We start from the raw sequence: 26,463 nt of genomic DNA, 5'->3' as shown, positions 1-26,463 counted from the left end.
GCGACGACCGCCCCCCGACGGACTTCGCCATGGTCGCATCCCTACGCGGCGCCAGGCGCCGCCGACATACGGCGTATGTCGTAGTTCGCCGGTTCAGCCGACCGCTAGCGCGATCGCATCGCGCAGCGTCTCGGCCTTCACCGGCTTGTGCAGTAGGCGCCAGTCGCGATCGGCGGCTTCGCGCAGACGGGACGGCGACGTGTCGCCCGTGATCACGATGGCCGGCAGGTTCGCCCCCAGGCGCAGGCGCAGGTTTGTGACCGCTTCCCGCCCGGTGACCTCGTCGCCGAGGCGGTAGTCCGCCAGGATCAAGTGCACGGCGCCGCCGCCGGCTTTGGCGTGCGCCCGCAGGGCGGCGTCGGCGTCTCGTCCGACATGCACGCTGTGCCCCCAGGCTTCGAGCAGACCGCGCACCGCGGTCAACACCTCGGCCTGGTCATCGACCACGAGAATACGCAGCCCCCCGCACGCCTCCGGAGGACGGCAGACCGGCGCGTCGGGCGCCGCCGGCGTCGTGAGCGGGACGGCCACCGAGAAGCTGGAGCCCCGCCCCTCGACCGACCGCACGGCGATGGGATGACCGAGCAGGCGCGCCGTGCGTCGCACGATCGCCAGACCGAGACCAAGGCCCTGGGCGCGATCACGCTCCGGGTTATGCAGCTGGACGAATTCGTCGAAGATCAGTTCCTGCTGATCCTCGGCAATGCCCGGCCCGCTGTCGACCACCTGGATCACCGCCCCCTCGCCGCGCCGCCGAACGCCCAGCAGGACGCCGCCTCGCCGGGTGTAGCGAAAGGCGTTGGAGACAAGGTTGCCGATCATCCGCCGCAGCAGAACCGGATCGCTGTCGACCCAAAGGGCGCTGTCGATCACGCGCCAGGACAGCCCGCGCTCCTGCGCCAGGCCCGCGTACTCCTCGCGCAGATCCGCGAACAGACAGCCCAGCGAGACCGGTTCGCGCGTCACCGGGACCACCCCGGCGTCGAGCTTGGAGACATCCAGCAGACCGTCGAGGACGCCGCTCAGGTTGCCGATCACCGTTTTCAGTCGGTCGGACAGGCCGGCCGCCTCGTGCGACGGCACATCCCCCTTTCCCGCCCAGACGCCCAGGGCTCCGGCGAAGAGCCCGAGCGCGTGGATCGGCTGGCGCAGGTCGTGACTGGCGGCGGCCAGAAAGCGGGTCTTCGACCGATCCGCCGTCTGGGCCCGGTCACGCTCGCCTTCCAGGTCGCGGATCAGGGCCAGATTCTGCGACCGCAGGCGGACCGTCTCGGTCACCGTCCGATAGGTGACGCGGCAATAGTAGAGGTTCACCACCGCCAGACAGACGATGAAGATCACATAGACGCCGTAGATGGCCTCGTCCTGCGTCAGGCAGCGGACCAGGGTCGGCGCGAGCATCGCCGCCATAGAGCCGACGTAGGCCGGCGGGAAGGCGGACAGCGACGGCACGGCGCCGCAGGTCAGGCCGGTCAGGACGATGCAGACGAACGCCAGCAGATGCGGCTCGCCCGGCATCACGCCGACCAGACCCAACAGGCCCCACAGCAGGCTGGACGCCCAGGAGAGAACCGTCGACCGCCAGGCCCAGACCAGCGGTCGACCGCCATCCCCCTGGATGCGGTGCAGCTGCGCCAGGACCACCCGGGCCGCCGTCAGCAGATACATCCCCGCGATCCAGACCACGAGCACAGGGAGGGAAACCTCCTCCCGCAACACCCAGGCCACCGGCAGCGGAACGACGAAGTTCGCGAACAGCACGGCATACGACTGACGGTAGAAAACCTCGACCAGGGCCTTCCAGGCGAGAGCGTCCTGCCCGATGATTGTCGGCTGGTGCTGTTCCCCCATCCGCGCAGGTCGCGCCGGAGCGTTCATGAAGCGTACCCTCAAAGCCGCCCTCGCTGACGACCACGCGATCGTCCGTGAGGGGCTCAAACTGTTGCTGTCGATCATGGACGACATCGTCGTCGTGGGCGAGGCGGGGGACGCGGCGGAGACGCTCTCCATGCTGAAGACGGAGGCCGTGGACCTTCTCTTCCTCGATCTGGGCATGCCGGGGCGAGCGGGGATGCAGTTCGTGCGCGAGCTGCGCGAGGGCTTTCCCGCCCTCCGGATCCTGGTGCTGACCGCCAACACCGAACCCCGCGCCGTGCGCGCCGCGCTGGAGGCTGGCGCGGACGGATACCTGACCAAGACCGGCGACCCCGCCGAGCTGTCAGCGGCGGTCGAGGCCGTCCGGGCGGGCCAGGGCTATGTCGGCCAGACCGTCCGCTTCCTGACCGCCCAAGGCCGGCCAGGTCATGCGGAGCCGGCGGCCGAGGCCGTATCAGCGGTGCCGTTGACCCGTCGCGAGCGACAGATGCTCGGCCTGATCGCCCAGGGCGCGACCACCCGGGAGGCCGCCGAACGGCTGGGAGTCAGCCTGCCCACGGCGCGCAAGCACCGGGAGAACCTGATGCGCAAGCTCGACCTGCACAGCGCCGCCGAACTCGGCGCCTATGCCGCGCGGCTGGGCCTGCCGGCGGGCTGACGCCAAGACCGTCTCACCAGCCCGCCTTGCCGAGGCCTGCGCCGCGACCTAGTGTCAAACGATTGTTCAAATCCGGAGAAACGCAATGAAGGAAGTCGCCTTCGCCGACCTGCCCAGCCTCGCCGGCCAGGAGATCGGCGTCTCCGACTGGCTTGAGATCACGCAGGAGCGGGTCAACCAGTTCGCCGAAGCCACGGGCGACCACCAGTGGATCCACGTCGACGTCGACCGGGCCACCCGGGAGATCGGCGGGCCGATCGCCCACGGCTACCTGACGCTGTCGCTGATCCCCTTCCTCGGCGCCAAGCTGCTGAAGGTCAACGGCGTGACGCGCGGCATCAACTACGGCAGCGACAAGGTCCGCTTCACCAACATGGTCCGCGTCGGCAAGAAGGTGCGCATGCGCCAGAAGCTGCTGTCGGTCGAGGCCAAGGCCGGCGGCCTGCAGATGAAGAACGAGTGCACCATCGAGATCGAGGGCGAAGATCGCCCGGCCTGCGTGGCCGAGACGATCTCCATCGTCTACGGCGCGTAGATCCAGTTCGCATCGCCGGCCGCCGGAACCTCCCGCGCGGTCGGCATGCGGACAGTCTGAGCCAGGTCACCGTCCAGCGCCGGCCTGGGCGGCGGCCGCAGGCAGAAGCTGTAGTCGCCGTCGTAGGGAGTGGCGAACCAGGCCTGCTTCATCCGCTCGTCGGTCTCCTCGCCCCAATGGATGTGGCAGTGATTGTGCCGGTACTGGCGCTTGGCCAGAGCGAACGGCGCGAGCACCTGGTCGAGCTCGGGATTGACGGTCTGGAGCCTGACCCGGGCGGCGCCGAAGCGACGCGCCGACAGCAGCAGCGTCCGCAGCAGCGCCGAAACGGCGGTCATCTCCACGGAACGCAGCGCGACCAGATCGATGACCTCCATCGCCGGACGCTCGATCTCCGACCCCTTCGAGAAGAAGGCGAGCAGGTAGCCGGCGAGTCTGCCGCCAACCTCGTAGCCAAGCAGGACCGGCGGGCAGGACAGGTCGGGGTCGCCACAGCGCCAGCGAAGGCTGGCCGCGTCGCGGAAGGCCAACAGCCGCCCGTCGTCCCGCAACTCCGCCCACAGGCGATCGAAGCGATCGTCGATCTCGTTCAGCGCCATCTGCCGCACGCCGGGGGCGCGCCAGCCGATAGTCCCGGTCCAGGGGCGGTCCGACAGGAACCGCTCACCGCCGTCGCGTGAGCCGGAATGTCCCGACAGCCCGTTGAACCAGCGCAGCGCCCGTTCACTGGCGACGCCGGTCCAATCGGTGCGCCAGACATACTTCACCGCGCTGAGCCCTTCCGGCCAGGGATGCATGCCGAAATGCTTGTAGAGCGGGGCCGACCGGTCATTGGCGTTGAAGGTGTAGCGGGCGAAGCGGTTCGGCTGGCGCACGAAGCGGCGCAGCAGATCGCGGCTCGCGCCCCGCAGTCGCGGATCGACCAGCAGAGTGTGCCCCGTGGCCCCCACGAAGGTCCGGTCCTCGAAGGCGAACCGCTGGACGCAGTTGCCGACGAAGGCGAGCACCCCCTTCTCGCTCTCGCACACCCATCCCGACGGCCCGATCTCGCCATCGTCCAACGCGCCGGGCGGTCCTTCGGCCAGCCAGCGCCAGCCTTCGGCGCTGCGTTGCGGCCACCAGGCCCAATTGCAGAGTCGGTTGACCGCCTCGTGGTCGCCGAGTTCGAAAGGTCGGATCGTGAAGTCCATTTTGGGACACTCCCGCACAGAACCACCAGTGCGGGTGCAAAATGGAAACCACAACCTTAAGGATACCCATTCGTGAAAATGGGGACGGCTGGTTGAGCCGTCCCCACGCTTCTGAGCCGAAAGGGGACACGCCCCTACGGGAGCATGTCCCGGCCTAGGCGCTAGCGATCGAACGAGCGGGGCTCGTCCATGCGGCGCTCGAACTCCCGGATCTCGTGCTCGGCCTTGTCCTTGGCGTAGCCGTAGCGTTCCTGGATCTTGCCGATCAGCTGATCGCGCTTGCCGGCGATCACGGTCAGGTCGTCGTCAGTGAGCTTGCCCCACTGTTCCTTCACCTTGCCGGTAAGCTGCTTCCAGTTGCCTTCGACGCGGTCCCACATGTCGGGTCTCCTTCAGGCTGTTTGGGGAGCCAGAAGAACCCTTCAGGGCGGGTCAGGGTTCCGTATGAGTTCCGGTCGAGGCCGCCGTGGTGCTGGTCGCGGGCAGATCCGGCGTCGGCGCGGCGGGCGGAATCACGCCGTCGATCATGGCCACCGTCTCCCGGATGAAGCGGGCGTGGGTGACGATGCCGATTTCCAGCCGCTCTCCGGACAGCTCCACCTGCTGGGTCAGCATTCCGGCGACGAACTGCACCTCCTGGGCCTCCGTGGCGCCCGGACGGCGGCGGGCGCCCTCGGCCATGAACACCGGCCCGCCGGAGTTGCCCGGGAAGACGCTGAAGTCGAGCAGGAAGGTCGGGAAGACGCTGGACGGCGCCAGCGGGTAGGACGCCACCCGACCCGACCGCAGGATCGGGAAACCGGCCTGGTTCGCGGCCAGCCCGCGCGGGAAGCCTAGCGCCATCATCTCGTCGCCGGGCCCCAGGGCGTACTGGGTGAAGGTGTCGTCCTGAGCCAGCCAGGACAGCGGGATCGCCGCCTTGGCGAACTCCTCCGGCGCCTGGATCACGATCGCCGCCACGTCGCGCGTCGGGTGCCGCGTCCAGATCGGGGCCTTGGCCTCGTCGCGGATGGTCAGCGGCCTGGGGTCGTAGCGCCAGGCGCCGTCGCTGTTCTGGATCCGATAGCCGATACGGGCCTCGACCGAGGGCATGCGGTCGAACACGTGGGCGGCGGTGACCAGCACCGTGCGCGGCTTGCCGTCCGGCGTCGGCGCATCGATCAGGAAGCCGGTGCCGACCGTCCGCGTGCCGTTGCCCAGCGGTTGCTCCAGCTGGACCGTCGCCTTGATCAGGTCGACGGAAAGATCCCAGGCCATCGACGCCCCTTGGTGACTACGCCTACAGGTCGGGCCGTTGTCCGCCCGTTCGATGATGCGTCCCCATTTGACCGCAAGCGCGCGCCCGCACAAGCTGACGCCCTGCCGCAGCCGGCCCGATCCGCGGAATGTGAACAGGCGGCGAATCGGGCTCGCATCTAAGACATGAACCGACCGGATCGGCGCGCCGTGACGACGCGCCGGCCGAAGTCCATCGGGGGGATTTGAGCTATGAACCGGCGCCAAATGATGGTGGCTTCCGCCTCCGCCGCGCTTTCCACCACTCTTGTCGCGAAGAACGCCATGTCCGCCACGTCCAAGCCCGTCCCGCCCGTCGCCAAGAAGATCCCCAAGCGCATCGAACAGCTGGGCCGCGTGCGGACCGACGACTACGCCTGGATGAAGGACGACAACTGGCAGAAGGTCCTGCGCGACCCGACCCTGATCAAGGCCGAGGTCAAGGAGCACCTCACCGCTGAGAACGCCTACACCAAGGCCATGCTCAGCCCGACCGAGACGCTGCAGGCGCAGATGTTCGAGGAGATGAAGGGGCGCATCAAGGAGGACGACGCCTCCGTTCCCGACGCCGACGGCGCCTGGGAGTACTACACTCGCTTCGAGAAGGGCGCGCAGCACCCGATCCATGCCCGCCGGCCGAAGGGCAAGACCGACGGCGAGGTCATCCTGCTGAACGAGGAGACCGAGTCCAAGGGCAAGGCCTTCTACGAGGTCGGCTCGGCCCATCACACCGACGACCATGCCCGCTACGGCTGGATGGTCGACGAGCAGGGGTCGGAGGTCTACCGCCTGCACGTCAAGGACGTCGCTTCGGGGAAAGCCGTCGGCGAGCCGATCGAGAGCGTGGCGGACTTCATCTTCTCGCCCGACGCGAAGTGGATCTTCTGGACCCTGCGCGACGACAACGGCCGGCCGGCGAAGATTTTCCGCCGCCCGATCGGCGGCGCGGCCAAGGACGACGTGCTGGTCTACGACGAACCGGACGAAGGCTTCTTCCTCGGCGCCGGCGTCACCCAGTCCCGCAAGTGGATCATCATCGGCTGCGGCAACCAGGACAGCAGCGAGGCCTGGCTGATCCCCGCCTCCGACCCGACCGCCAAGCCGGTCCTGGTCGAGAAGCGCCAGGTCGGGATGCGCTATGACGTCGACCACTGGAACGACCACTTCGTGATCCGCACCAACGCCGACGGCGCGGTCGACTTCAAGCTGGTCACCGCCCCCGAGGACAAGCCGGGCAAGGCCCAGTGGAAGGACTGGATCGCCTTCAAGCCGGGCGCCCTGATCCAGGGGACCACCGCCTTCAAGAACCACTTCGTGCGGCTGGAGAAGGTCGATGCGCTGAACCGTATCGTCATCACGGCCAAGGACGGCGCCGAGCACGCCATCACCTTCGACGAGCAGGCCTATGCGCTCGGCCTGGACGGCGGCTACGAGTACGACACCCCGTCGCTGCGGTTCACCTACACCTCGATGACCACGCCGCGGCAGTGGTTCGACTACGACATGGCCACCCGCAAGCGGACCCTGCGCAAGACCCAGGAGATCCCCTCGGGCCACGACCCGGCCAGGTACGAGACCCGCCGCCTGAACGCCAAGGCCGCCGACGGCGCCGAGGTGCCGATCTTCGTGCTGATGAAGAAGGGGACCAGGCTGGACGGCTCGGCTCCGCTGCTCCTCTACGGCTACGGCAGCTATGGCATCTCGCAGGAGCCGAACTTCTCGATCCGCAATCTGAGCCTCGTCGACCGCGGCTGGATCTGGGCCACGGCCTGTCCGCGCGGCGGGTCCGAGAAAGGCTGGAGCTGGTTCCTCGACGGCAAGAAGTTCAAGAAGAAGAACACCTTCACCGATTTCATCGCCTGCGCCGAACACCTGCACGCCAACGGCTACGGCAAGCCGGAACGGACAGTGGCCTACGGCGGCTCGGCCGGCGGCCTGCTGATGGGCGCAATCACCAACATGCGGCCGGACCTGTGGGCCGGGATCATCGCGGCGGTGCCTTTCGTCGATGTGATCAACACCATGAGCGACACGAGCCTGCCGCTGACGCCGCCGGAATGGCCGGAATGGGGCAATCCGATCGAGGATCCCGAGGCCTACGACTACATGTACAGCTACAGCCCCTACGACCAGATCGGCGCCAAACCCTACCCGGCCATCCTGGCCACCGGCGGCCTCAGCGATCCGCGCGTCACCTACTGGGAGCCGGAGAAGTGGGTGGCCAAGCTGCGGCCTGCCTCGACCAGCGGCAACCCGGTCCTGCTGAAGATCAATATGGAAGCAGGCCATGGCGGCGCCTCCGGTCGGTTCGATTTCCTGAAGGAGATCGCCCTCGACTATGCCTTCGCTGTCTGGGCGGTGGAGAAGGGTTGGAAGACGGCGTGATCATCAGGGCGGCCACGCAGGACGACGCACCGGCGCTGGCCGCCATCTATGGCGACGCCTGCCTGAACGGAGTCGGGACCTTCGAGGAGGTTCCGCCCGGGCCGGCGGAGATGGCCCAGCGCCTGGCCGCCGTCCAGGCGCGTGGCCTGCCCTATGTTGTGGCGGAGATCGACGGCGCCGTCGTCGGTCTCGCCTACGCCGCGCCGTTCCGCCTGCGAGCCGCCTATCGCTATCTGGTCGAGGACAGCGTCTACGTCGCGCCGGACGCCAAGGGCCTGGGCGTCGGCCGGGCGGTGCTGGCGCGCGTGATCGACGATTGCGAGGCCCTGGGCCTGCGCCAGATGATGGCCGTCATCGGCGGCTCGGACAACGCCGGCTCGATCGGTCTGCACACGGCCATGGGGTTTCGGCGCCAGGGCGTCATGGAGGCGGTCGGCTACAAGTTCGGCCGCTGGATGGACATTGTCCTGATGCAGCGCCCCCTCAACGCCGGCGCCGACGCGCCGCCCGACGCGCCGGGCCTGGAGCTGCGGGGGGTCTGAGGCCCATTCAACTCCGGTCATCCCGGCGAAGGCCAGGACCCGGGTTCAGCCTCTGTCGCAGGGAATGTTGCGCCGAAACAGAGCTCTAAGACCTGGACGCCGGCCTTCGCCGGGGCGACCGGATGGAAGGGGCCGCCGGCGCTTGGATCCTGATTACGCCCCCAGCGCGCGGGCCAGAGCGGCGACGTCGTAGGGCTTGTCCAGGGTCAGGACGCCGTCGCTGGGAGCGGTGACCGGATCCGGGGAATAACCGCTCGCCACCACCAGCCGCAGACCAGGCCGCATCGCCGCGGCGCGCCGGATCAGTTCGTCGCCCTTCATGCCCGGCAGGCCGACGTCGCTGAGCAGGACATCGATGCGGGCGTCGCTTTCCAGGAAGGCCAGCGCCTCGCTCGCGTCCGCCGCCTCGATCACGCCGAAGCCCAGCTCGATCGCCATCTCGACGGCCGCCGTGCGGACCAGCGCCTCGTCCTCGACGATCAGCACCACGCTGCGGCCGGTCCGCAGCCCCGCGGCGATCTTCCGCGCCAAGTCCGCCTTGCCGTAGGGCTTCGATAGCAGAGCCACACCGTCATCGAGCCGGCCGTGGTGGACGATGGCGTTCTCGGTGTAACCCGAGGTGTAGACGACCGGCAGGCCCGGCCGCAGCCGCTGCGCCTCGGCGACGAAGGCGGGAGTCTTCATGTCGCCCGGCATGACCACGTCAGTGAACAGGAGGTCGATCCGCGCTTCTCCGTTCAGCAAAGCCAGAGCCGAGGCCGGCCCATCGGCCTGGAGACAGCCGTAGCCCAGCTCGACCAGCATCGCGCAAGCCGCCTCGCGGACGGCCTCCTCATCCTCCACGACCAGGACGATCTCGCCCCGCCCCTCGTCCAGGCGTTCGATCGCCGGCGCGGCCGGCTCGGCCTTGCGGGTGCGCGGCAGATAGATCTTCACCGTCGTACCCTGGCCGGGCTCGCTGTAGATTTGGATGTGGCCTTTCGACTGCTTCACGAAGCCATAGACCATCGAAAGGCCCAGCCCGGTGCCCTTGCCCTCCCCCTTGGTGGTGAAGAACGGCTCAAAGACCCGCGCCAGAACCTCGCGCGACATCCCGGTCCCGGTGTCCGAGACCGCCAGCATCACATACTGGCCCGGCGCGACATCGTGGTTGCGCGCGGCGTAGCCGTCGTCCAGGGCGGCGTTGGCCAGCTCGACGGTCAGGCGGCCGCCGCCGTCCATCGCGTCCCGGGCGTTGATCGCCAGGTTCAGCAGCGCGCTCTCCACCTGGGTCGGGTCGGCCACCGTGTTCCAGAGTCCTCCGGCCAGGACCGTCTCGACTTCGATCGATTCACCCAGCGTCCGGCGCAGCAGCTCGGCCATCTCCCCGACCATCCGGCCCAGGTTCACGACCTGAGGCTCCAGCGGCTGGCGGCGGGCGAAGGCGAGCAGCTGACGCGTCAGGTCGGCCGCCCGATCGGAGGCGTGCAGCGCGTTCTGGAGACGGCCGCGCAGCTTGGCGTCGGTCAGGCTGCGCTCAACCATCTCGAGGTTGGCGCGGATCACCTGCAGCAGGTTGTTGAAGTCATGGGCGACCCCGCCGGTCAGCTGGCCGACCGCCTCCATCCTCTGCGACCGCCGAGCCTGCTCCTCGGCCCGCTCGCGCTCTGAGATGTCGCGCGACGATCCCACGATCCGCGTCGGACGGCCCGCCGCGTCGTAGACCGGCGCCAGGATCGATTCCCAGGACACCCGCTCGCCGCCCGGCAGCTCCATGGCGTCCCGCATGACCAGCGCCCGGCCCGCGGCCAGCACCCGCTCATAGGTGGCCAGCAGCCGGGGACCGAGCACGGGGAAGACCTCCAGCACCTCCCGACCGCGATAGGACTCGACCTCGTCGCCCAGCAGCTTGGCCAGGGCCGGATTGAAGTCGCCGACGAGGAACCGGCGATCGGGGGTGATGTCGAAGGTGTAGAGATAGTCGGGGATGTTTTCGAACACCGCCCGCACCAGCGCGTCGGATTCGCGGCGTGCGGCGTCCGCGGCGTCCCGCTCCCCCAGGGCGCGGGACATGTCCCGGTTGGCCCGCGCCAGCGCCAGCACCGCCAGAACCAGGCCGACCAGCGCCAGGCCGCCGACGCCGAGGGTCAGGGCGAGGCCACGCCGCTCGTCCGCGTCGGCCTGGGCCTGGCGAATCGCCAGCAGCCGGCGTTCCTCGGCGAGAATCTGGGCGTTGATGGCGCGCAGCTGATCCATCAGCACCTTGCCGCGGCCGCTCCGGACCAGCGAATGCGCCGTCTGGGCGTCGCCGTGATCCATGGCGTCCACGGTCTCGCGCAAGACCTCGAGGCGAAGCGCCAGGGCCGCCTCCATCTGGCCGACCCTTTCCATCTGATCGGGGTTGTCGGCCACCAGGGCCCGCAGCTGCGCCACCTCGGCGGGGATCGCGGCCACGGCCTTGCGCCAGGGCGTCAGGTATTCGCGCTGGCCGGTCAGCAGATAGCCGCGCTGACCGGTCTCGGCGTCCTGGATGCGGGAGAACAGGCCCTGGGTCGTCTCCATGACCCGGTGGGCGTGATTCACCTGCTGCTGGCTGAGCCGCAGCGCCGCGATGTGGTTGAACGCCGAATAGCCGGTCAGCAGCGCCAACAGCACGATCAGCGCGATCGGCACAAAGATCAGACGTCTGGACAAACGCCTCTCGCCCCCACCCGCCCGCAAGGGCGTCGGGGCACTCTGCCTCCGATCCCGCCGGCTGCAAATAACTCCGGCGCCCACCACGGGTTTCAAAGGTGCGGCGGCTTGTCGCCGGACGGCCGGTCAGGCGCAGGGACGGCCCCGGGGGGGCGATCTGGCTTGTTCGGGAGAAGTGGCTGGGGAACTAGGACTCGAACCTAGAATGACGGTACCAAAAACCGCAGTGTTACCATTACACCATTCCCCAGCAGGAACGGCGGGGGCGGACGAAGCAGCCCCGCGAGAGGCGGGTCAGATAGCGCAGCCGAACGCAGGATGCAACGGCATCAATTAGGCAATTTTCGCATGTTGCGGCGAGACCGACTCACCTCTATAAGCCGCTCTCCCAAGTCGGAGTGTAGCTCAGTCTGGTAGAGCACCGTGTTCGGGACGCGGGGGTCGCAGGTTCGAATCCTGCCACTCCGACCATTCTTTCCCGCGTCGTCCAATCCTCAGTCGAAACAGGCGTTTCCGCCTCCGGCGGAGGTTGCTTCCTGTTCATTTGACGCAAACGCCTGCCCATATAGCTTGAGCGCGATTTCCACTCGGGGTCCCCGATGAAGCAGTTCCTCCTGACCATGGCCGGCGTGTTCGCGGGCCTGCTGTTGTTCTTCGTGGTGATTCCCATCGTCCTGATCGGCGCGCTGATCGGAGCGGCCTCCAAGCCCAACGACACGACGCCGGCCCAGGCCGTGCTGCAACTCGACCTGCGCGGCGGCATGACCGACCAGGAACTGCAGAATCCGTTCGCGGCGTTCGGCGGCGGCTCCGGCCTGTCGGTGATCTCGGTGGTCGAGACGCTTCGCCACGCCGAGACGGACGCCAAGGTGAAGGCGGTGTTCGTCCGCCTCCCCGAGGGCGGCATGGCCCCGGCGGCGGCCGACGAACTGCGCCAGGCCTTCCTGCACTTCCGCAAGAGCGGCAAGCCGATCTGGGCGCACAGCCAGGGCCTCTATCCCTCGGGCGTGGTGTCCTCGACCTATATGCTCGGCGCGTCCGCCGACCAGCTGTGGATGCAGCCCGACAGCGCCTTCCAGGCCACCGGCTTCGCCAGCGAGGAGGTCTTCTTCAAGCGCTTCTTCGACCGCTATGGCGTCAAGGCCGACTTCGAGCAACGCCAGGAGTACAAGAACGCGGTCAACCCGTACCTCTACAGCGACTACACCCCGGCGCACCGGGAAGCCTCGCTGTCCTGGATGACCTCGATCTACCGCACCGCGGTCCTGACCGCCGCCGTCGACCGCAAGAAGGAGCCGATCGCCTTCACCCGCACCTTCGAGGCCGGCCCCTACTCCGCCCAGGAGGCCAAGGAGAAGGGCCTGATCGACGGCGTGGGCCAGGTCCGCGAGACGGCCGACGCCCTGCTGGCTAAGGCCGGCAAGAAGGCGGAGCTGGTCGATTTCCAGAACTACATGGGCCGCGTCCGCGCGGGCCAGATGGCGTCCGGGTCCGGCCAGGCCGTCGCCGTGATCGGCGCCGAGGGCCCGATCATGACCGGAACGGGCGGCAACGCCAGCCCGTTCGGCGGCGACCAGACGGTCTGGTCCGACGACGTCTCGGACTCCTTCTATGACGCCATCAAGGACAAGGACGTGAAGGCGATCGTCTTCCGCGTCTCCTCGCCGGGCGGTTCGGACACCGCGTCCGAGCAGATCCTGTCGGCGGTGCGGGCGGCCAAGGCCGCCGGCAAGCCGGTCGTGGTCAGCATGGGCACCTATGCGGCCTCGGGCGGCTACTGGATCTCGTCGGACGCGAGCGCCATCGTCGCCCAGCCGACCACCCTGACCGGCTCGATCGGCGTCTACGGCGGCAAGTTCGTCCTGGGCGAGGCCCTGGGCCGCTTCGGGATCGACGTCCGTCAGACCGCCGTCGGCGGCGAGTACGCCAGCGCCTTCAACATGGGCGAGGGCTTCAACCAGGCCCAGCGCGCCTCGTTCGCGGGCTGGATGGACCGGATCTACGAAGGCTTCGTCCGACGCGTCGCCGAAGGCCGCAAGCTGCCCCCGGAACAGGTCCGCGAGATCGCCAAGGGCCGGGTCTGGACCGGCGTCCAGGCGCGTCAGCTGAAGCTGGTCGACCAGATCGGCGGCTATTACGACGCCGTCGACAAGGCCAAGGAACTGGCCAAGCTCAAGGGCGACGTCCGGATCAAGCACATGGGCGGCCCGCGCTCGCCGTTCGAGGTCTTCGAGAAACTGTTCGGCGTCAGCTCGAGCAGCGCCCAGGCCCTGGCGGCGACGGCGACCCTGCTGAACGATCCGCAGCTGGCGGCCGTGCGTGAAGAGATGAGGGCCGCCCGCCTGCGCGACCGCGGCGCGATGGTGCTGGCGCCGACGCCGATCCCCTAGACCCGGCGGGCAGACCGAAACGACGCGCCCCGGCCGGAAACGTCCGGGGCTTTTCGTTGCTGGAGCGCCGGGCGGAGGTGACGCCCGCCCCATCCACCCATGTTCGCCGGAAAGCCCCGCGACATCAGAGCACGGACGCGCGGACGTCCCGGGGTCATGCTCCCGAGTCGGCCTCAGCGATCGGCTGCACGGCTGTCCCCGGCGTGGTTCGAGACGCTCGCTCGAAGCTCGCCCCTCACCATGACGAGCTCTGAAGTTCATCATCCTGAGGAGCCGGGCCTCAGCCCGGCGTCCCGAAGAACGCAAGACCATCCTCGCCGCCTTGCTCGGACCTATCGCGAGGTTCCATGCATGAGGCGCGGCGGCGTCATCGCCCAGCACCCCGCCTCCAACTACGACGGCAAGAGGCCCGGGCGCGACCCGTGCGGGGCGCAAAAGAAAAGGGCGGCGAGGTCGCCCTCGCCGCCCAATGCTCAGGTCTGGTCTAGGACCTTACCACTTCTTCGAGATGCTGATGAACGCGCGACGGCCGACCATGTCGTACATGTTCAGCGCGGCGGTGCCGAGCCGGAACTGGCCGTTGGACTGAGCCGGCGGACGCTCGTCAAACACGTTCTGGATGCCGGCCGCGAAGGTCCAGTCGTCCATACGGCGGCGGACCGAGACGTCGTGGTAGGCCATGAACTCCGCATACTGCTTGTAGTAGACGCAGTAGCCGGTGGGCAGCGCACAGTTCGTCGAGTTGATGCCGCCCGGCAGGTTCGCATAGCGGGTGTACGGGAACACATCCCCCGCCTGCTGTTCGGTGTCGGAGGTCTTGCCGATCATGTCCACGCCCCAGAACACGGTCCAGTCGCCGCGGTCGAAGCGCGCATTGATCTGCCCCGTGAAGTCCGGCTCGTTGGTGCTGCCGTTGTCGTCGATTTCGGTCGCCGTCGCGAGCAGTCGGGTGGTGTCCTGCAGCTGCCAGGTGAACTGGGTGTCCAGCGTGAAGGTGCCGAAGTCGAACTCATGACGGTAGCGGGTCGTGAGGTCGATACCGCGGTTCACCTGCCGGGCGACGTTGACGTAGGCGTTGTTGACGAACAGGACGTCGTGGGAGACCGCATCGCGCTGGAACAGCGAGCAGTACGGGCTGGTCGGGAAGTCGGGCGCATCGTAGCACTGACGCAGGATGTTGTTCGCGCCGAACTGGCGGACCTCGTCCTTAACGTCGAACTCGAAGTAGTCGACCGCGACCGACAGGTCGATGAAGCTCGGGGTCCAGATCACGCCCACGGTGCGGGCGAGAGCCGATTCCGGCCCGACAACCCCGGCGCCGCCGATGCTGTAGACCGTGACGCTCGAGCCGCCGAGCTTGTTGTTCGGAATGCCCTGCAACGCGCAGTTGGCCGACATTCTCGCGGTGTTGGTCGTGCTGTTGGCGTAGTCGTAGCAGGGGTCGACCACGCTCTGGGCCTGGTAGCCGGTCTGAGCGCCGAGGTACTGTTCATACAGCGCCGGGGCGCGGAACGAGGTGCCTTGGGTCGCCCGGATGCGCCAGGACGAGTCGATCTGCCAGTTCAGGCCGACCTTGTAGGTCTTGCTGCTGCCGTAGGACTTGTAGTCCGAGTAGCGGCCCGACAGGTTGATGTCGAAGCTCTCGACGCCCGGCAGACCCTTGACCACGGGGATGCTGAACTCGGTGAAGACTTCCTTCACGCGGTCCGAGCCCGCCGTGCGGCCGGCCGACGAGAAGAGGGCCATGTTCCGCGCCAGGGCCACCGGACCCGGCTTGTCGTCGATCTCTTCCTGACGGATCTGGAAGCCGAAGGCGGCGCCCAGGGGACCGGCCGGCAGGGTGAACAGGTTACCCGAGACCGAGCCTTCGACGTACTTGTGCTCGTAGGTCGTGTTGCTTTCCTCGCTGAAGAAGAGGAAGGCGCGCTCGGCGTCGGTGAACTGGCCGTTCAGGACGCGGGCCGAGGTCCAGGGAATGCCGGCCGGCAGGGCCGAACAGTTGAAGCCCGAGACGTTGCCGCCGATCGGGGTGTTGGTGCAGGCCGTGCCCGGGCTGTTCAGGGCCAGCAGACGGTCGAGGTAGACGCGGTCGCCGTTGTTGTAGGTCGCGTCAGACTTCGAGTACTGGGCGTACAGATCCCAGTCCCAGCCGCCGAGGATGTCCAGCGAGCCGCGGATGCCGCCCAGGAACCGGGTGTAGTTCACTTCCTGATAGGCGTTCGAGGCATAGGCCGAGACCGTCGTGACCGGGAAGCCGAACGGGTTGTTCGGGTTGCTGGCCGGCAGGTTGTTCGGCGCGCCAAGCAGGGTGTTCAGCTGGGCGAAGCTCTGGAAGACCTGCCCCGCGCCGATCTGCTCGGACTCACGACGGTTCCACAGGAATTCGCCGTAGATTTCGATGTTCGGCGTGAGGTCGTAGCCGCCGTTCAGCGAGACGGTGGTGCGCTTGACCGGGCTGATGGTGGTCGAGTTGTCGTACAGCTCGGAGTCGTACGGAGCATAGGGGAAGGTCGCCGGGTAGCCGGCGCGGCCCCAACGCGCCCAGCCCGCGGGCAGCGCGGCGCCGCCGGCGCCGATGTTGCCTTGAGCGGCCGTCGGGAGGACGAAGCCGGCCGGCAGATTCGCGATCGGCATCAGGTTGCCGTAGACGTTCGTGGCCGTCGGACGGGCGTCGGACACATAGGCGTTCGGCAGGTTGTAGCACTTCACCTTGCCGTTCAGGCCGAGGTAGTCGATCGGCTGGCGGGTGGTCGGGTGAAGCAGGTAGTCGGAGGCGCAGGCCGTGTCGTCGCGGTCCTTGCGCTTCAGCGCCTTCAGCTCGAAGTAGTCGACCGCGCCGTTGATGTAGCCGCGCTCGAACGTCTTACCCCAGGCCAGGTTGACCCGATACTGATCGCCGCCGCCGTCGAACGACTTGTTGCCGTAGACGTTGGCTTCGAACCCGTCGAGGCTGGTCTTGGTGATGATGTTCACGACGCCGGCGACGGCGTCCGAACCGTAGATCGACGAGGCGCCGTCCTTCAGGATTTCGACGCGTTCGATCAGCGAGGAGGGGATGACGTTCAGGTCGAACGGACCGACGCGGCCCGAGACGCCGGCCGGACCGGCGCGACGGCCGTTCAGCAGCACCAGCGTGCGCTGCTCGCCGAGACCACGGAGCGAGACGCTGTTGCCGCCCGGGCCGCCGTTGGTGACGTAGCCGGTCAGCTGGTTGTTCCACTGGAACGAGCCGCTGGCGAGGGTCGACTGCTGAAGGATGTCGGTCGTGTCGACCAGGCCTTCCAGGCTCGACTGCTCGGCCGTGATCACCTGGATCGGCGCCGAACTGGTGAACTCCGTACGCTTGATACGCGAGCCGGTGACGACGAGCGCCTCGACTTCCTTCTCTTCCTCTTCAGCCGTGGTCGCGGGCTTGGGCGCCTGCGCAGCCGGAGCCGTCTGAGCCCAGGACACGGCCGGCGTGGCGACGGCGAGAGCGGCTGCGAAGCCCGCCATCACTGTCGAGCCGAGCAGCAACTTCCGATCCAGCATATTGGTACTTCCCCCAGTAGCCATGAGAACAAGCGGCCTAGACTGGCCACTAACGGGATCTTTCCCGTCCGGTGCTGAAACCCTAACAGTTTTGCCACGATCGACAACCGAACTTGACGAAATTCGGACCCATCTGTCGCGAGGAAGTAGCAATCTCGCCACAGTTTGGGCCCTTTTGGGCATCTTTGCGCCCCATTGCCACAGACCCATGGTTGGCAGGATTCGCTTGGCGAACGTGAATCACCGGCTAGATTGACCATATTCCGCCGATCGTCGGCGGCGCTCCGTCAGAATCGCGCCCGCGGGGGGGAGAATGATTTCCGCGGCGGACGGGCGAAAATCACTCCGAGGGGCCACCGTGAAGCCGTTATTCCATTACCTATGCATGGCCGCCTTGACGGCCACAGTCGGCGCCGCCGCGCCCGCGGCCGTCGCCCAGACGCCAGCCGCCCCCAAGCCGCCCAGCGCCGACGCCTTCGGCCGCCAACCCGCGATCGACGGCGTGTCGCTCTCGCCGGACGGCAAGCATATCGCCGCCCTGGTGTCGGCCGACGGCGTGGACGCCCACATCGCGATCTGGAGCACGACGGCTATGGACAAGCCGCCGTACCGGATCGGATGCGGCCAGCGCTCCGACTGCGTGGGCGTCGATTTCGTGAAGAACGACCGGATCGCCGTCACCGTCCGGCAGCTCATCACCGTCGGGTCGGTCAAGTCGCACTCCTTCCGCTTCTTCACCACCGACCTCGAGGGCAAGACGTGGCGGAACGCGGACGGCGACCTGGACCAGAGCGCCGCGGCGTCCGCGGACGTCATGGACAGCCTGCCCAAGGATCCCCAGAACATCCTGGTGGTGATCTATGAGCGCAAGTCGCCCAACGGATCGACCATTCCCGACGGCGGCATCTATCGCCTCAATCTCTACACGGGCTCCAAGAGCCGCATCTATCAGGGTTCGGATAAGTTCTTCTCGAGCCGCATGGACTACGCCAAGGAAGTGCGGGCTCGCCAGTCGCTCGAATTCGAGAACGGCAACGCCTACTTCGTCCAGTGGATCAGGGACTCGAAGGGAAACTGGGCCGAGCATTTCCGCTGGTATCCCAAGGAGCGCGAAGAGTCCGAGCTGATCGGCTTCTCCAGGGATCCGAACATCGCCTACATCCGCTCCAACAAGGGGCGCGATAAGGCCGCCATCTATGAGTACGACATCGACGCGCGGAAGCTCGGCGAGATCATCTTCGAGACGAAGTTCTTCGACGCCCGCAGCGCGATCCGCTCCGGCTCGGCCGTCGACGAAGGCGAGCTGCTCGGCTTCAGCTACGCCGGCGAAACCTCCAAGGTCTACTGGACCGACCCCGCCCTGGCGGCGTTGGCCAAGGGCGCTCGCGAGGCGCTGGGCGTCAAGACCGTGCCCGTCCAATGGACCGACATCGCGTCGGGCGAGAAGGGCAAGTTCAGCACGGCCGACGGTTTCGACGCCTACATCAGCGGCTGGTCCGACGACCGCAAGTACGCGATCATCACCAAGACCGGCGCGCGCCAGCCCGATGAGTACTATCTGCTCACGGACGGCAAGCTGACCCTGTTGGGCAAGACCCGCCCCTGGCTGGACACGACCACGCTCGGCGACACGCGTCTGGTTGAGTACCCGGCGCGCGACGGCTTGATGATCCCCGGCTTCCTGACCACGCCGCGGAAGGAGATCTACGGCGCGGGCCCCTACCCCACCATCATCCTGCCGCACGGCGGACCGTGGGCGCGCGACTACATGAACTGGGACTTCTCCGGCTGGACCCAGTACTTCGCCGCGCGCGGCTACGCCGTCCTTCAGCCGCAGTACCGCGGATCGCGCGGCTGGGGCCAGAAGCTCTGGCGCGCCGGCGACGCCGAGTGGGGCCTGAAGATGCAGGACGACAAGGACGACGGCGCCAAGTGGCTGATCGCCCAGGGCGTCGCCGCCCCGGACCGCATCGCCATGCACGGCTACTCCTACGGGGGCTACGCCGCGATGATGGCGTCGATCCGTCCCAACGGCATCTATCAGTGCGCCGTCGCGGGCGCGGGCGTGGCCTCGCTCGAGAAGTTCCGCACCCAGGCGCTGGGCAACCGCATCCAGCGCGAGTACCAGCGCCCGTCGCTGGCCGGCCTGTCGCCGGTTGACCTGGTGAAGGACGTGTCGATCCCGATCTTCCTGTATCACGGTGATCGCGACACCAATGTCGACGAAGGGGAGTCCACCCGGTTCGTCGGCGGCCTGAAGAGCGCCGGCAAGCCCTACAAGTTCCTCAGCATCCCGGACATGGGGCATGAGGCCAACAAGTGGGAGGCCGGCCAGGTGGCCCAGGTGCTGACGGCGATCGAAAGCTATCTGGTCAACGACTGCGGGCCCGGCGGCCTGTAGGCCGGCCCGCAAGCCGAACACTCCAGAAGGCGCGGCGTCGACAGGCGCCGCGCCTTTTTTCTCGGCCTATGAGCCGATGCTCAGGGAGCGGTTGAAGCGGCGCGACCGGAAGCTGACCTTGCTGCGACTGAAGTCGAGCTCGATCGAGTCGAAGTGGCGCATGACGTCCACCCCGATCAGCATCGCCGGACGATCGGTCAGCTGCCAGAGCGCGAAGGTGTGGAGGTCGGCGAAGACGCACGACAGGTTGCCGAGACGCACCCCGCCCAGACGCAGCGGCGGCACCACCGCCAGCTCGCCCGCCACCAGCTGGCCGGTCGCGCTGACCAGCTCGATGCGCGAAAGCCCGCCGCCGACCAGCCCCGGACGGCTGAGCACCTGGTTCCTCAGCACGGAGTTGCCGACCGTGATCTCCGCGCCCGAGTCCAGGAAGGCGGTCAGCGGAACGCCGCCGAGCTCGGCGTCGACGATGGTCAGCTGCCCGAACCGCTGCCGGGCCGGAACGACGATCTCGCTGAGCGACGTCCCTTCGCCGGATTGGGTGCGGGTGCCGACGGCCTGGGCGCCCGGGCCCGTGACGTGAAAGCTCTGACCTGCGAAATCGAGCGTGGCGCGCCGCCGGGCCAGGACATCGACCCCCAGGAGCCCGTCCGCCCCCAGATACCGCCGCGGCAGCACCGGCATGCGGACACGCCGCGACACCACCTCGCCGACATCCAGCCGACGAACGTCCACACGGTAGGCGGGCAGGACGCCGGCGATGCCGTGAACGGCCATCTGGCCGCTCGACTGAAGGCCGAGCTGATCGGCGATCTCGGCCGCCAGCACGGTGCGGTTGGCCCCGGTGTCGACCACGAAACTGTAAGGGCCGGTCTCATTGATCATGGCCTCCACCGTCATCCGGCGGACGGCGTCGATCCCGCTGCGCAGGCTGCCGTCCCCTTCGGCCACGACGGCCGGCGGCGGCGGGGGCAGGCTCGATCGGGTCAGGTTGACCTGGACGGTCTCGGAGAGAGCATCCGCGCCCAGCGTCGTGCAGCCGACCAGCGGCGCGGCGAGCCCCGCCGCGAACAGCCGTCGTGTGAGCGTCTTGTCCATCGGCGTTCTCCGGATCGTCCGGAACCAGACGTAACGCCGTCCGCCGAACATCGGAAGCCGTCGCGCAAGAGGCTCGACAAGAAAAGGGGCGCTCCAAAAGAAAAGGGCGGCGGACCCGAAAGCCCGCCGCCCAATTCTCTCAAATCAAGCCTGGCTTAGAAGCGCAGCTTGACCTGGCCGAAGACCCGGCGGCCGACCACGTCGTAGGTCGACGGATCGGTGCCCGACTGGACGTTCGGGCCGTACACGCGCGGCTGGGTGTCAGCCACGTTGTTCACGCCCACGACCAGTTCGACGTTGTCGGTGATGCCCCAGCGGGCGTCGACGTCGAAGTACCAGGTGGCCGGCACGTTCGGCGAGACGCCGGCGATGCCGAGGAAGTTCTCACCCGTGAACTGAGCGAACTGGCGGTTCCGCATGTTGTCGATGTAGCGGGTCCGCAGGCCGAACGACAGATCGCCGACCGGGGTTTCGCCCAGATCCCAACGCGTGCTCAGGACGCCCTTCCACTTCGGGAAGCTCTGGCCGAGGCCGGCGCCGAAGTAGGCGATGGTGCCGGTGAAGTCGACCGGCGGCAGGCCTTCCTTGTCAGCCTGGGCGAACTCGATGACGTGAGTCAGCAGCAGGTTGGATTGGAAGGAGCCCATCCAGGACGGCAGACCCAGCCATTCCCAGTCGAAGCCGTAGTCGAGCTGGATGTCCAGGCCCGAGGTCTTCACGATACCGCCGTTGGTGGTCGGGAAGCGGCCGTCGGCGCGGTCCGGGTTCTGAAGCGACGCGTTGGTCAGGCTGCCGCCGGACCGGGTGATCGCCTGACAGGCCTTGTTGGTCGCGCTGTAGTTCGGGTTGGTGCCGAAGTAGTTGTAGCACTCGGCGATGACCGTGTTGGTGTCGAGCAGCAGGATCGGGTCGCTGACTTCGATGTTGTAGTAGTCGATCGAGCCGCGCAGACGGGTCAGCCACTGGCTGTCCCACGGCGAGGAGACCACCAGGCCGACGGTGTAGGTGTCAGCCTTTTCCGGGCGCAGGTTCGTGTTGCCGTTGAGGGTCAGCGAAGCCTGCGAGCCGGGCGAGGTGGACGCGCCGGTCGGCGACACGCCTTGCGCGATACACAGGGCGCGGAAGCCGGTCGGGTTGGCCTGCCACTTGGCGCTGAAGGCCGAGCAGGGGTCGAAGATCTGCGGGTTGGTGTCGCTCGCGGCGAACAGCTCGCTGAAGTTCGGCTCGCGGACGGCGCGCTGGTAGCTGCCGCGGACGCGGGCGAAGTCGATCGGCTGCCAGTTCAGCTCGATCTTGTACGAGGCCGAGCCGCGCGGCGCACGACGCGAGCCGCCGATCTTGTCCTCGAACTCCGACCACGAGTAGCGGGCGCCGAGGGCCAGCTCCAGGCTTTGAGCCCAGGGAGCATCCTTGACCAGCGGGATCGAGGCTTCCGTGAACAGATCGTAGAAGGCGTTCGAACCGGCTTCCGGATCGCCGACGGTGAAGCCCGAGAACGGACCCGGCGTCGAGAGGAAGACCGAGCTGTACTCGAAGCCGCGGTATTCGGCGCCGAACACGACCTGCATTTCACCGGCCGGCAGTTCCGCGACCGGACCGGTCACGAAGGCCTGAGCGATCGTCTGCTCGAACTTGGTCTTCTGCGAGACCGGCGATTCCAGGTAGCGACGGCAGGCCGCCGAGGTCGAACGGTCGCCGAAGAAGTTGTTGTCGGCGCAGGCGGCGTTGCTGCCGTCCATCTGGTTCGGGTCGGCCAGGATGTTCTGCAGGCGCTGGGTATCGATGTTCCCGTACTGGGTCAGGTCGATCTGAGTCCGGCCTTGCGACAGGGTCGCTTCGAACGTCCACTTTTCGGAAATCGGCGCGCGAACGCCGCCCATGTACTGGACGACCGTGTTCTGGAATTCCGACAGACGCGGGCCGAAGCCGAGCGGACGGAAGCCGAACAGGAACGGCTCGTTGGCGCCGCTGCCCTTGATGCGGAGATCGTCGCCGGTCCGTGCGTTGAGCAGGGTCTTCAGGTCGGCCGGGATGAACTTGTTGTTCGCGTTGACCAGCAGGTTCGTGCCGACGTTGGCGCCGTTTTCAAGCAGCGGCGTCTTGACCCGCAGGTTGCTCGACTCGGTCATGCTCGAGACGGTGACCGTCGGCAGCGGGGTCGGCGCGAGCGCGGTGGCCGCGGTGTACTGCGTCCAGCCGACTTGGCCGAAGATCTCGACGTCGTTGTCCAGCTTGTAGTTGATCTTGCTGAGGAACGAGTACCGATCCATCGGCAGGGTCAGCAGGTTCAGCGCGTCGAAGTTGTAGCTGTAGAAGTCCGGGTAGAACCGGGTGTTGACCGACACGTCGACCGGATACTTGTAGTTCTGGACCTGCAGCGTCGCGTTGTTGGCCAGACCGCCGTAGAACAGCGTGCCGTCCAGGTTGAAGCCCAGCGAGCCGGACGCCATGTTGGTGCCGGTGCCGACGGGGGCGTTGATGCCGTACTTGCCGGTGAACAGCGCCTGAGCCGCGGCGAGCGGAATGGCGTTGTCGCTGCTGAAGCGGATCGCGCCTTCCGGCGGGGTGCCGGTGGTCGAGGTCGCGATGGCCGAGAAGGCGCGCTGGCCCTTCGACATCGCTTCACGGTAGGACCGGTCGAAGGCCAGGACCGCGTTGCCCTTGCCGTCGGCGAAGTTGCCGCCGAGGACGGCCGAGAACTGATACTCTTCAGCATCCCAGAATTCGGTGCTGTTCGAGTAGCTGGCGCGGACGTCGACGCCTTCGAAGTTCTTCTTCAGCTTCAGGTTCACGACGCCGGCCACGGCGTCGGCGCCGTAGGTCGCGCCCGCGCCGCCGGTGATGACTTCGATCGAGTCGACCAGGGCCTGCGGAATGGTGTTCAGGTCGACGGCCATGGTGTTCGCCGACACCATGGGACGACGTCCATCCACGAGGACCAGGTTGCGGTTGGAGCCCAGGCCGCGAAGGTCGACGTTCGACTGGCCGTTGTTCGGCGGGTTGTTCGACGTCGTGCCGCCCGACGGGTTCACCTGCGGCAGCGTGTTCAGGTAGGTGTCGAGCGTGACGTCGGCGTTAGCCACCGCCTGGTCGCCGGTGACGGTGGCGATCGGGCTGTTGGCGACGTAGTCCTGGCGCGCGATACGCGAGCCGGTGATCACGACCGCTTCGACTTCGGTGCCATCCTGCGCGAGCGCGGGGGCGGCGGTTGCAAACGCAGCGAGCGCCGCGCCGCAAATCATAGTGGACGCCAGCAGGCGCCCGCGCGTGGTTTGGAGCCTCAAAATTATTCCCTCCGGATCAGCGCTAGCCGAACTCACCCGACTGCGCCCCCTCATGTCTGGACGAAAGTTCCAGGCGCACTTCGCACCCGAATGCGCGATCCTTGCCACAGGCAGAACCACGGTCAACGACCATTACAAGTTGGCAACAAGAACGCCGCTACATTGTCGCACTTGCGCCACAGGGGCGCCCGCCCCTTCCCGCGGCAGGAAGCACCGCCCCTAAAAGCGTGCGGCAGGGGGTAAGCTGGCCCCCAAAACCCGGGGCCGAAAACCAAAAGGTTCCAAACCATTAAGTTTCTAATGAAACGGTCTAGCGCGTCCGTGGCGCCTTCGCCACGCACAGCCAGCGCGTCCGATGATGGTCCACGAGGTTATCGGCCCAGCCCGTAACCCGCGGATTCACAAGGTTCTTGTTCACATAGAAGTAGACCGGCGCCACGGGCGCGTCTTCGAGCATCATATGCTCAGCCTGCGCCATGTATTCCGCCCGCCTGTCCGCATCAGGCTCCAGGTCGGCCTTGGCCATCAGCGCGTCGTAGGCGGGGTTGTCGTAGTCGCCGTAGTTCTGCGGCCCGTACCAGGATCGCTGCAGGTCGAGGAAGCTGGTCGCGTCGTTGTAGTCGGCGATCCAGGCCGCGTCGGCGACCTGGAACGCCCGGGCGCGATAGTCCGCATAGGCGATCTGGGTTTCCTGCTGGGCGAGACTCACCTGCACGCCGATCGCTTTCCAGTCGGCCTGCACCGCCGGCATGAACAGCATCGGGTCGGGCGTGTTGCGATGCTTGATCTCGAACTTCAGGGGGCGATCCGGGCCATAGCCGGCCTCGGCCAGCAGTTTGCGCGCCTCGGCCTGCCGGCGCTCCAGCGGCCAGTCGAACCAGAACGGCGGCTTTACCGGACGGTAGTTGGCCACGCCGGGCGGCACGAAGGTGGCCGCCGATTCCTGCCCGCCCCGGAAGAGCTGCTTGGTGATGAAGTCGCGGTCGATCGACATCGCCAGCGCCTGGCGCACGCGGCGATCGCGGAATGGCGGGAAACCGGTCTTCGGGTTGTTGTTGAAGGCGAGATAGGCCACGCCGAGGTAGGTATGAACCCGGACGTACCCCGGCATCTCCTTGCGCAGATAGGCGATGCGATTGGACTTGATGTCGGTGTTCACATCCAGCTCGCCCCGCGCGATTCGCCGCTCGGCCGAGATCGCATCGTTGGTCGGGTAGTAGTTGATCTCGTCGACGCAGAGCTTGGCCGCGTCCCAGTAGCGCGGGTTCCGCACCACCTTCACATAGTCGCCCAGCCGCCACTCGGTCAGCCTGTAGGGACCGTTGCTGACCATGACGCCCGGCCTCGCCCACCGCTCGCCGTTGGGCTCCGTCACATGTCTCGGCACAGGATAGAGCACATGGTGCTTGGCCAGCTCCGGCAGGTAGGGGGCCGGGTGCTCCACCGTGATCTGCAGGGTGCGAGGATCGAGCGCGCGGACGCCCAGCGCCTCCGGCGGCGCCTCGCCCTTGTTCACCGCCTTTGCGTTCTTCAGCAGGAACAGGATCGAGGCGTACTCGGACGCGGTCTTCGGATCCAGGACGCGACGCAGCGAATAGACGAAGTCCTCCGCCGTCAGCGGCCTGCCGTCCGACCAGTAGCTGTCTCGCAGATGGAAGGTCCAGACCAGCCCGTCGGCCGACACGTCCCAGCGCTCGGCGACGCCCGGAATCGTCGAGCCGTCGGCGGCCGACTGGGTCAGACCGACGAACAGGTCGCCCTGGATCCGGTCCTCCCAGACGCCGGTCGACAGATGCGGGTCCAGCGTCGCCGGCTCGGTCGTGTTGCCGTACTGGAGACAGACCTTGCCCTCTGGGCAGGGCGGCCGAACGGGCCCCTTCTGGCACGCCGACAGCGCCAGGACGCCCGCGCCGACAAGGAAGAGATTGCGGAACAGGCGAGGCGCCTCTTCTATGGCGGCGAATCTGGTTCGGGAGTGGCCCATGTCACAGTTCACTGGAAGTTGGTTGTCGGCCTGCGCCGTCGTTGCGACCGCCTCGGCCCTGGCCGTCACGGTCCAGGCCGCGGAGCCCGTGGCCAAGGCCCGGGCCGGCGCGCTCCAGGCCGTCGTGGATTGCCGGAAGATCACCGACGGCGCCGAGCGCCTCGCCTGCTTCGACCGCACGACGGCGAGCCTCGACGCCGCTGAAAAGGCCGGCGACGTGGTGGTGGTCGATCGCGCCCAGGTCCAGGAGGCGCGCAAGGCCGCTTTCGGCTTCAACTTCCGCATGCCCAGCTTCATGAGCGGCGGGAACAGCGCCAAGCCCGAAACCGAGGCCGAGGGCATCGACAGCCTCGAAAGCACCGTCGAATCCGCGCGTCAGGGCGGCGACGGCAAATGGACCATCCGCCTGCCCGACGGCGCGATCTGGATCCAGACCGACAACGAGCGCATTCGCCCGCCCAAGGCCGGCTCCAAGGTGCTGATCCGCAAGGCGACCATGGGAAGCTACTTCCTGAGCGTCGACGGCCAGCGGTCCGTCCGCGCCAAACGCCAGAACTGAGGCCCGGCCGAGTTCATTTCCGTTCGATAGAGTCCGCGACGCGATCGGTCCTTCGGATCGAGAGCGTCGCCCACCTTTATCTG

At 67.5% G+C, this 26,463-nt stretch carries 16 protein-coding genes and 2 tRNA genes; 8 read left to right on the top strand and 10 right to left on the bottom strand.

The window, feature by feature from the left end; all coding sequences use genetic code 11:
- Nucleotides 1–93: 93 nt before the first annotated feature.
- On the bottom strand, nt 94–1,878 hold the full coding sequence (locus CSW64_RS05745) for an ATP-binding protein (RefSeq protein ID WP_216361240.1): 1,785 nt from the start codon (nt 1,876–1,878) through the stop codon (nt 94–96).
- Here CSW64_RS05745 and CSW64_RS05740 point away from each other — a divergent pair.
- Together CSW64_RS05740 and CSW64_RS05735 are read left to right on the top strand one after the other, a co-directional pair.
- Nucleotides 1,877–2,533: a response regulator gene (locus CSW64_RS05740; RefSeq protein WP_099621203.1), complete on the top strand. Its 657-nt coding sequence runs from the start codon at nt 1,877–1,879 to the stop codon at nt 2,531–2,533. The genes CSW64_RS05745 and CSW64_RS05740 overlap by 2 nt on opposite strands.
- Nucleotides 2,534–2,618: 85 nt before the next feature.
- Entirely contained in the window at nt 2,619–3,068 is a 450-nt protein-coding gene (locus tag CSW64_RS05735) for a MaoC family dehydratase (protein WP_099621202.1), read from the top strand.
- Here CSW64_RS05735 and CSW64_RS05730 read toward each other — a convergent pair.
- The 3 genes from CSW64_RS05730 to CSW64_RS05720 form a co-directional block, all read right to left on the bottom strand.
- Entirely contained in the window at nt 3,056–4,258 is a 1,203-nt protein-coding gene (locus tag CSW64_RS05730) for a hypothetical protein (RefSeq protein ID WP_099621201.1), read from the bottom strand. The two genes, CSW64_RS05735 and CSW64_RS05730, sit on opposite strands and share 13 nt — an antisense overlap.
- A 161-nt stretch (nt 4,259–4,419) precedes the next feature.
- Entirely contained in the window at nt 4,420–4,638 is a 219-nt protein-coding gene (locus CSW64_RS05725) for a CsbD family protein (protein WP_099621200.1), read from the bottom strand.
- 52 nt (nt 4,639–4,690) lie between these two features.
- On the bottom strand, nt 4,691–5,515 hold the full coding sequence (locus CSW64_RS05720; protein ID WP_099621199.1) for a trypsin-like serine peptidase: 825 nt from the start codon (nt 5,513–5,515) through the stop codon (nt 4,691–4,693).
- Nucleotides 5,516–5,746: 231 nt separating this feature from the next.
- Between CSW64_RS05720 and CSW64_RS22300 the strand changes: the two genes are divergently transcribed.
- Both CSW64_RS22300 and CSW64_RS22295 read left to right on the top strand, forming a co-directional pair.
- The gene (locus CSW64_RS22300) at nt 5,747–7,918 is read left to right on the top strand and encodes a S9 family peptidase (RefSeq protein ID WP_099621198.1); all 2,172 of its coding nucleotides are present in this window, start codon (nt 5,747–5,749) and stop codon (nt 7,916–7,918) included.
- The gene (locus CSW64_RS22295; RefSeq protein ID WP_245863842.1) at nt 7,915–8,460 is read left to right on the top strand and encodes a GNAT family N-acetyltransferase; all 546 of its coding nucleotides are present in this window, start codon (nt 7,915–7,917) and stop codon (nt 8,458–8,460) included. Before CSW64_RS22300 ends, CSW64_RS22295 begins: the two co-directional genes overlap by 4 nt.
- A 153-nt stretch (nt 8,461–8,613) precedes the next feature.
- Here CSW64_RS22295 and CSW64_RS05705 read toward each other — a convergent pair whose 3' ends face one another.
- Both CSW64_RS05705 and CSW64_RS05700 read right to left on the bottom strand, forming a co-directional pair.
- Nucleotides 8,614–11,133: a CHASE3 domain-containing protein gene (locus CSW64_RS05705; protein WP_099621196.1), complete on the bottom strand. Its 2,520-nt coding sequence runs from the start codon at nt 11,131–11,133 to the stop codon at nt 8,614–8,616.
- Between the two features lie 176 nt (nt 11,134–11,309).
- Nucleotides 11,310–11,383, bottom strand: a tRNA-Gln gene (locus tag CSW64_RS05700).
- A gap of 144 nt (nt 11,384–11,527) precedes the next feature.
- Between CSW64_RS05700 and CSW64_RS05695 the strand changes: the two genes are divergently transcribed.
- Nucleotides 11,528–11,604, top strand: a tRNA-Pro gene (locus tag CSW64_RS05695).
- Nucleotides 11,605–11,732: 128 nt separating this feature from the next.
- Nucleotides 11,733–13,523, top strand: coding sequence for a signal peptide peptidase SppA (sppA, locus tag CSW64_RS05690; RefSeq protein WP_099621195.1), 1,791 nt, complete (start codon nt 11,733–11,735; stop codon nt 13,521–13,523).
- Nucleotides 13,524–14,015: 492 nt separating this feature from the next.
- Here the strand turns inward: sppA and CSW64_RS05685 are convergent, their stop codons facing one another.
- Nucleotides 14,016–17,054, bottom strand: a complete 3,039-nt coding sequence (locus tag CSW64_RS05685) for a TonB-dependent receptor plug domain-containing protein (RefSeq protein ID WP_172448471.1) — start codon at nt 17,052–17,054, stop codon at nt 14,016–14,018.
- A 394-nt stretch (nt 17,055–17,448) separates the two neighbouring features.
- Between CSW64_RS05685 and CSW64_RS05680 the strand changes: the two genes are divergently transcribed.
- The gene (locus CSW64_RS05680) at nt 17,449–19,455 is read left to right on the top strand and encodes an alpha/beta hydrolase family protein (RefSeq protein WP_172448470.1); all 2,007 of its coding nucleotides are present in this window, start codon (nt 17,449–17,451) and stop codon (nt 19,453–19,455) included.
- A 66-nt stretch (nt 19,456–19,521) separates the two neighbouring features.
- On the opposite strand, the gene CSW64_RS05675 is transcribed toward CSW64_RS05680, so the two are convergent.
- From CSW64_RS05675 to CSW64_RS05665, 3 genes are all read right to left on the bottom strand, one after another.
- The gene (locus CSW64_RS05675; protein ID WP_172448469.1) at nt 19,522–20,553 is read right to left on the bottom strand and encodes a retroviral-like aspartic protease family protein; all 1,032 of its coding nucleotides are present in this window, start codon (nt 20,551–20,553) and stop codon (nt 19,522–19,524) included.
- Between the two features lie 155 nt (nt 20,554–20,708).
- Entirely contained in the window at nt 20,709–23,714 is a 3,006-nt protein-coding gene (locus CSW64_RS05670) for a TonB-dependent receptor domain-containing protein (protein ID WP_172448468.1), read from the bottom strand.
- 433 nt (nt 23,715–24,147) lie between these two features.
- The gene (locus CSW64_RS05665) at nt 24,148–25,821 is read right to left on the bottom strand and encodes a peptide ABC transporter substrate-binding protein (RefSeq protein WP_172448467.1); all 1,674 of its coding nucleotides are present in this window, start codon (nt 25,819–25,821) and stop codon (nt 24,148–24,150) included.
- On the opposite strand from CSW64_RS05665, the gene CSW64_RS21945 reads away from it, so the two are divergent.
- The gene (locus tag CSW64_RS21945; RefSeq protein ID WP_172448466.1) at nt 25,820–26,380 is read left to right on the top strand and encodes a hypothetical protein; all 561 of its coding nucleotides are present in this window, start codon (nt 25,820–25,822) and stop codon (nt 26,378–26,380) included. The two genes, CSW64_RS05665 and CSW64_RS21945, sit on opposite strands and share 2 nt — an antisense overlap.
- The last annotated feature ends 83 nt before the right edge of the window (nt 26,381–26,463 follow it).

It is taken from the genome of Caulobacter mirabilis, from assembly GCF_002749615.1.
Taxonomy (GTDB): domain Bacteria; phylum Pseudomonadota; class Alphaproteobacteria; order Caulobacterales; family Caulobacteraceae; genus Caulobacter; species Caulobacter mirabilis.
The sequence above is the reverse complement of the archived record's forward strand: the minus strand, read 5'-3'. Positions and strand labels throughout refer to the sequence as shown.

Coding starts and splice junctions, on each gene's coding strand:
- CSW64_RS05740 (WP_099621203.1), top strand. CDS start 1,877: ATGAAGCGTACCCTCAAAGCCGCCCTCGCTGACGACCACGCGATCGTC.
- CSW64_RS05745 (WP_216361240.1), bottom strand. CDS start 1,878: ATGAACGCTCCGGCGCGACCTGCGCGGATGGGGGAACAGCACCAGCCG.
- CSW64_RS05735 (WP_099621202.1), top strand. CDS start 2,619: ATGAAGGAAGTCGCCTTCGCCGACCTGCCCAGCCTCGCCGGCCAGGAG.
- CSW64_RS05730 (WP_099621201.1), bottom strand. CDS start 4,258: ATGGACTTCACGATCCGACCTTTCGAACTCGGCGACCACGAGGCGGTC.
- CSW64_RS05725 (WP_099621200.1), bottom strand. CDS start 4,638: ATGTGGGACCGCGTCGAAGGCAACTGGAAGCAGCTTACCGGCAAGGTG.
- CSW64_RS05720 (WP_099621199.1), bottom strand. CDS start 5,515: ATGGCCTGGGATCTTTCCGTCGACCTGATCAAGGCGACGGTCCAGCTG.
- CSW64_RS22300 (WP_099621198.1), top strand. CDS start 5,747: ATGAACCGGCGCCAAATGATGGTGGCTTCCGCCTCCGCCGCGCTTTCC.
- sppA (WP_099621195.1), top strand. CDS start 11,733: ATGAAGCAGTTCCTCCTGACCATGGCCGGCGTGTTCGCGGGCCTGCTG.
- CSW64_RS05685 (WP_172448471.1), bottom strand. CDS start 17,054: ATGCTGGATCGGAAGTTGCTGCTCGGCTCGACAGTGATGGCGGGCTTC.
- CSW64_RS05675 (WP_172448469.1), bottom strand. CDS start 20,553: ATGGACAAGACGCTCACACGACGGCTGTTCGCGGCGGGGCTCGCCGCG.
- CSW64_RS21945 (WP_172448466.1), top strand. CDS start 25,820: ATGTCACAGTTCACTGGAAGTTGGTTGTCGGCCTGCGCCGTCGTTGCG.
- CSW64_RS05665 (WP_172448467.1), bottom strand. CDS start 25,821: ATGGGCCACTCCCGAACCAGATTCGCCGCCATAGAAGAGGCGCCTCGC.